Here is a 5835-nt window from a genome sequence, read left to right as displayed (position 1 = left end):
AAAAAAACTAAAAAAAGTTTTGCTGATTAAAAAAGAAAGGTGGTATATTTGCAGCCGCTTTCGGCGCAAGTTTTAAAAGGCTTGTAAGGGGGTAAAGAGTTCTTTGTAAGATGCGGTTTTGTGAAGTTTTAGGGTTTTAAAAGCTTTAAAATTTTTATAAAAAAAACTTCAAAAAAAGTTTGCCGGTTAAAGAAAAAGGGTTGTATATTTGCAGCCGCTTACAGAGCAAGTGTTCATTAAAAGATACTGAAGAATAGAAATCCCGAGGTAGGGTAGTAAAAAAGAAGGTTCGACTCCTTTAGTTTCAACAAGAGTTTTACTTGAGATTTATTTTTGAGTAAAGGACTTAAAAAGTTCATTGATATATTGAATTGACAGCGCGTTTTAATAACGACCATTAAGGTGGTTATTATAAACATAGAATAAAGAATTAAGACTAGAAGAAAATTTTGAGTTGATGATCTCTTCGGAGGTTATCGGAAAACATACTTTAGTAGTTGTTAAACACATTTAAAGATTAACGATGAAGAGTTTGATCCTGGCTCAGGATGAACGCTAGCGGCAGGCTTAACACATGCAAGTCGAGGGGCAGCACAGATTGCTTGCAATCAGGTGGCGACCGGCGCACGGGTGCGTAACGCGTATACAATCTACCTTATAGAGGGGGATAGCCCAGAGAAATTTGGATTAATACCCCATAGTATTATTGAATAGCATTATTTAATAATTAAACATTTATGGCTATAAGATGAGTATGCGTTCTATTAGCTAGTAGGTAAGGTAACGGCTTACCTAGGCTACGATAGATAGGGGTCCTGAGAGGGAGATCCCCCACACTGGTACTGAGACACGGACCAGACTCCTACGGGAGGCAGCAGTGAGGAATATTGGACAATGGGCGAGAGCCTGATCCAGCCATGCCGCGTGCAGGAAGACGGCCCTATGGGTTGTAAACTGCTTTTATAGAGGAAGAAACACTCCTACGTGTAGGAATTTGACGGTACTCTACGAATAAGGATCGGCTAACTCCGTGCCAGCAGCCGCGGTAATACGGAGGATCCAAGCGTTATCCGGAATCATTGGGTTTAAAGGGTCCGTAGGCGGGACAATCAGTCAGCGGTGAAAGTCTGTGGCTCAACCATAGAATTGCCATTGATACTGTTGTTCTTGAATACTTATGAAGTGGTTGGAATATGTAGTGTAGCGGTGAAATGCATAGATATTACATAGAACACCGATTGCGAAGGCAGATCACTAATAAGTCATTGACGCTGATGGACGAAAGCGTAGGTAGCGAACAGGATTAGATACCCTGGTAGTCTACGCCGTAAACGATGGTTACTAGCTGTTCGGAAGCAATTCTGAGTGGCTAAGCGAAAGTGATAAGTAACCCACCTGGGGAGTACGTTCGCAAGAATGAAACTCAAAGGAATTGACGGGGGCCCGCACAAGCGGTGGAGCATGTGGTTTAATTCGATGATACGCGAGGAACCTTACCAGGGCTTAAATGTAGATTGACAGATTTGGAAACAGATTTTTCTTCGGACAATTTACAAGGTGCTGCATGGTTGTCGTCAGCTCGTGCCGTGAGGTGTCAGGTTAAGTCCTATAACGAGCGCAACCCCTGTTGTTAGTTGCCAGCGAGTCATGTCGGGAACTCTAACAAGACTGCCAGTGCAAACTGTGAGGAAGGTGGGGATGACGTCAAATCATCACGGCCCTTACGTCCTGGGCCACACACGTGCTACAATGGTAGGGACAGAGAGCAGCCACTGCGCAAGCAGGAGCGAATCTATAAACCCTATCTCAGTTCGGATCGGAGTCTGCAACTCGACTCCGTGAAGCTGGAATCGCTAGTAATCGCATATCAGCCATGATGCGGTGAATACGTTCCCGGGCCTTGTACACACCGCCCGTCAAGCCATGGAAGCTGGGGGTACCTGAAGTCGGTCACCGCAAGGAGCCGCCTAGGGTAAAACTGGTAACTGGGGCTAAGTCGTAACAAGGTAGCCGTACCGGAAGGTGCGGCTGGAACACCTCCTTTCTAGAGAATAGCTTTTATTAAAGAAGCATTCGCAATTACAAAAAGTACTTAAAAGGTTCTTTTTGTCTTAATTCCTGTCAATTTAATTATTACAATAGAAAAAGAGAGCAATCTTTTGATTGTAGATCTTTTTAATAAAAAAGAAAGACAGTCTCATAGCTCAGCTGGTTAGAGCGCTACACTGATAATGTAGAGGTCGGCAGTTCGAGTCTGCCTGAGACTACTATTTAACTGAGTAATTGGTTGGATGCATGTTCATTAAAATAGGAAATTTTAGAAGTTGAGAATTCTAATCGTTTTTAATTCTGAATTCATAGTTCTGAATTTCGATAAAATGGGGGATTAGCTCAGCTGGCTAGAGCGCCTGCCTTGCACGCAGGAGGTCATCGGTTCGACTCCGATATTCTCCACTATTCCTAGATCTTTTTGGTATAGGTAATTCAAACAACCAGGATACATTAGTATACTTCGTTTGGTTATCATCGAGAAGAGGTTGTTGTAAGGGAAAAACGTTCATTGACATATTGGGAAATAAAGAATACGAGAAACATACGAGTATGTACTTCGGTACATATTTAAGAATAATTATAATAAAAGAGATCTATAAGCATATCGGCTTATAGGTATCTTGAGCACATTAGGTAAAAAGCACATAAGCTAAATAAGGGCGTATGGGGAATGCCTAGGCTCTCAGAGGCGAAGAAGGACGCGATAAGCTGCGAAAAGCTGCGGGGATTGGCACATACAAATTGATCCGCAGGTATCCGAATGGGGCAACCCACTACATTGAAGGTGTAGTATGCCGTAAGGCAGGCGAACCCGGGGAACTGAAACATCTAAGTACCCGGAGGAGAAGAAAACAATAGTGATTGCGTAAGTAGCGGCGAGCGAACGCGCATTAGCCCAAACCAGTTTGTTTACGGACAGGCTGGGGTTGTAGGACTGCGATATTGGTTGTGTAATGAATTAGAACAAGTTGGAAAGCTTGGCCAAAGAAGGTGATAGCCCTGTATAAGTAAAGATCATAAATCATAGCAGTATCCTGAGTAGTGCGGGGCACGTGAAACCCTGTATGAATTTGGCGGGACCATCCGCTAAGGCTAAATACTCCTGAGAGACCGATAGTGAACCAGTACCGTGAGGGAAAGGTGAAAAGAACCGTGAATAACGGAGTGAAATAGATCCTGAAACCATACGCTTACAAGCGGTCGGAGCCCTTTAGGGGGTGACGGCGTGCCTTTTGCATAATGAGCCTACGAGTTACCGTTGCCAGCAAGGTTAAGCCTTTAAGAGGTGGAGCCGTAGCGAAAGCGAGTCTTAATAGGGCGCTATAGTTGGTAGTGGTAGACGCGAAACCGTGTGATCTACCCTTGGGCAGGTTGAAGCTGTGGTAACACATAGTGGAGGACCGAACCCGTTGACGTTGAAAAGTCTTGGGATGACCTGAGGGTAGGGGTGAAAGGCCAATCAAACTCGGAAATAGCTCGTACTCCCCGAAATGCATTTAGGTGCAGCGATTTATTAGTTTTATAGAGGTAGAGCTACTGATTGGATGCGGGGGCTTCACCGCCTACCAATTCCTGACAAACTCCGAATGCTATAAAATGATGTATATCAGTGAGGGCATGGGTGCTAAGGTCCATGTCCGAGAGGGAAAGAACCCAGACCATCAGCTAAGGTCCCCAAATGTATATTAAGTTGAAAAAACGCGGTTGAACTGCCCAGACAGCTAGGATGTTGGCTTGGAAGCAGCCATTCATTTAAAGAGTGCGTAACAGCTCACTAGTCGAGCGGTTCGGCATGGATAATAATCGGGCATAAATATACTACCGAAGCTATGGATTTACGATCTAGGATTGTAAGTGGTAGGGGAGCATTGTAATGGGGTTGAAGGTGTACTGCGAGGTATGCTGGACTAATTACAAAAGAAAATGTAGGCATAAGTAACGATAATGCGGGCGAGAAACCCGCACACCGAAAGACTAAGGTTTCCTCAGCTATGCTAATCAGCTGAGGGTTAGTCGGGACCTAACGCGAACCCGAAAGGGGAAGTGGATGGACAACAGATTAATATTTCTGTACCTGCCCCACGTTAAAAGTGACGGAGGCGAAAAGTTGGTGCGTACTGACGGAATAGTACGTTAAAGAGAGTGGTAACACCTCGATAGTACACAAAAGCTTCGGCCGGCGTGATAATCCAGCGGATCGACTTCCAAGAAAAGCGAGTGGAGGCAGCCCGTACCGTAAACCGACACAGGTAGTTGGGATGAGAATTCTAAGGTGCTCGAGAGATTCATGGCTAAGGAACTAGGCAAAATCGACCCGTAACTTCGGGAGAAGGGTCGCCCATCTTCGGATGGGCCGCAGTGAAGAGGTCCAGGCGACTGTTTATCAAAAACACAGGGCTCTGCTAAATCGAAAGATGACGTATAGGGCCTGACACCTGCCCGGTGCTGGAAGGTTAAGAGGAGATGTTAGCTTCGGCGAAGCATTGAATTGAAGCCCCAGTAAACGGCGGCCGTAACTATAACGGTCCTAAGGTAGCGAAATTCCTTGTCGGGTAAGTTCCGACCTGCACGAATGGTGCAACGATCTGGACACTGTCTCAGCCATGAGCTCGGTGAAATTGTAGTATCGGTGAAGATGCCGATTACCCGCTGTGGGACGAAAAGACCCCGTGCACCTTTACTATAGCTTAGTATTGACTTTGGACAAGTGATGTGTAGGATAGGTGGGAGACGTTGAAGCTGCATCGCCAGGTGTGGTGGAGTCATTGTTGAAATACCACCCTTTACTTGTTTGAAGCCTAACTTCCAATGGAAGGACAATGCTTGGTGGGTAGTTTGACTGGGGTGGTCGCCTCCAAAAGAGTAACGGAGGCTTCTAAAGGTTCCCTCAGCACGCTTGGTAACCGTGCGTAGAGTGCAATGGCATAAGGGAGCTTGACTGAGAGACATACAGGTCGATCAGGTACGAAAGTAGAGCATAGTGATCCGGTGGTTCCGCATGGAAGGGCCATCGCTCAAAGGATAAAAGGTACGCCGGGGATAACAGGCTGATCTCCCCCAAGAGCTCACATCGACGGGGGGGTTTGGCACCTCGATGTCGGCTCGTCACATCCTGGGGCTGGAGAAGGTCCCAAGGGTTGGGCTGTTCGCCCATTAAAGTGGCACGCGAGCTGGGTTCAGAACGTCGTGAGACAGTTCGGTCTCTATCTACAGTGGGCGTTAGAAATTTGAGTGGATCTGACTCTAGTACGAGAGGACCGAGTTGGACGAACCTCTGGTGCACCAGTTGTTCCGCCAGGAGCATTGCTGGGTAGCTACGTTCGGAAGGGATAAGCGCTGAAAGCATATAAGCGCGAAACCCACCACAAGATGAGATTTCTTTAAAGGATCGTGGAAGACTACCACGTTGATAGGCCATAGGTGTAAAGGCAGTAATGTCATAGCCGAGTGGTACTAATAATCCGTAAAGCTTAGTGCAGTCCCCCAACCTTTTTTAAAAGGAAGGGGGACGAAAAAACCTATGTGATATAATTATCTCTTGTATACGATTCTATTTTTTATTTCCTATATATGTTATGTTATTAGAAGTAGGCTGCCAGCTATAAGAGTTGGACAGATGCTTTACGATTTAAGGTGGCTATAGCAACGGGGCTCACCTCTTCCCATTCCGAACAGAGAAGTTAAGCCCGTTAGCGCAGATGGTACTGCATCCTTGTGGGAGAGTATGTCGCCGCCTTGTTTTTGAAAACCCCTTCATCATCCGATGAAGGGGTTTTTTGTTTT

The 5835-nt window shown here is 45.8% G+C and carries 2 tRNA genes and 3 rRNA genes; all 5 read left to right on the top strand.

Going from position 1 to position 5835, the window contains the following annotated elements:
* Positions 1–520 precede the first annotated feature (520 nt).
* A 16S ribosomal RNA gene (locus L1I30_RS00025) occupies positions 521–2044 on the top strand.
* Positions 2045–2193: 149 nt separating this feature from the next.
* Positions 2194–2267: transfer RNA gene (locus L1I30_RS00020), tRNA-Ile, on the top strand.
* A gap of 113 nt (positions 2268–2380) precedes the next feature.
* Positions 2381–2454, top strand: a tRNA-Ala gene (locus L1I30_RS00015).
* A gap of 239 nt (positions 2455–2693) precedes the next feature.
* A 23S ribosomal RNA gene (locus tag L1I30_RS00010) occupies positions 2694–5530 on the top strand.
* Positions 5531–5681: 151 nt separating this feature from the next.
* Positions 5682–5791: ribosomal RNA gene (rrf, locus tag L1I30_RS00005) — 5S ribosomal RNA — on the top strand.
* Together the 16S, 23S and 5S rRNA genes with 2 tRNA genes alongside form the textbook arrangement of a ribosomal RNA operon.
* Positions 5792–5835: the final 44 nt, after the last annotated feature.

Origin of the sequence: Gillisia lutea (assembly GCF_021568705.1) — a bacterium.
Classification (GTDB): domain Bacteria; phylum Bacteroidota; class Bacteroidia; order Flavobacteriales; family Flavobacteriaceae; genus Gillisia; species Gillisia lutea.
The sequence above is the reverse complement of the archived record's forward strand: the minus strand, read 5'-3'. Positions and strand labels throughout refer to the sequence as shown.